Source organism: Pseudomonas sp. E45-MNA-CIBAN-0222 (genome assembly GCF_040310405.1).
In the GTDB taxonomy this organism is placed as follows: domain Bacteria; phylum Pseudomonadota; class Gammaproteobacteria; order Pseudomonadales; family Pseudomonadaceae; genus Stutzerimonas; species Stutzerimonas stutzeri_AC.
Genome location: NZ_JBEOPU010000067.1, coordinates 1 through 282, shown reverse-complemented (window position 1 = coordinate 282; position 282 = coordinate 1). Strand labels below are relative to the sequence as shown.

General features: G+C 64.2%; 1 protein-coding gene. It reads right to left on the bottom strand.

Features of this window, described 5'->3' with window-relative positions; genetic code table 11:
• A partial coding sequence (locus AAEZ08_RS22795; RefSeq protein WP_500125158.1) for an FMN-dependent NADH-azoreductase occupies window positions 1-282 on the bottom strand: 282 nt, incomplete at both ends.

Below are 282 nucleotides of genomic sequence, written 5' to 3'. Positions count from 1 at the left end.
AACAAACCCTGGGGCCCGGTAGCGGTGTACTTGAAGGTCACACCGGCCCGCAACACGTGATCCAGCCAGGCTTTGAGGGTGCTGGGGATGGCGAAGTTGTACATCGGCGCGGCCATCACCAACACGTCGGCGGCCAGCAGCTCGTCAGTCAACTCGTTGGAGCGGTCCAGGGACACCTGTTCGTCGTCGTTACGCTGCTCCGCCGGCTTCATCCAGCCGCCCAGCAGGTTGGCATCCAGGTGGGGGACCGGATTGAGCGCAACGTCGCGCACGGTGATGTGG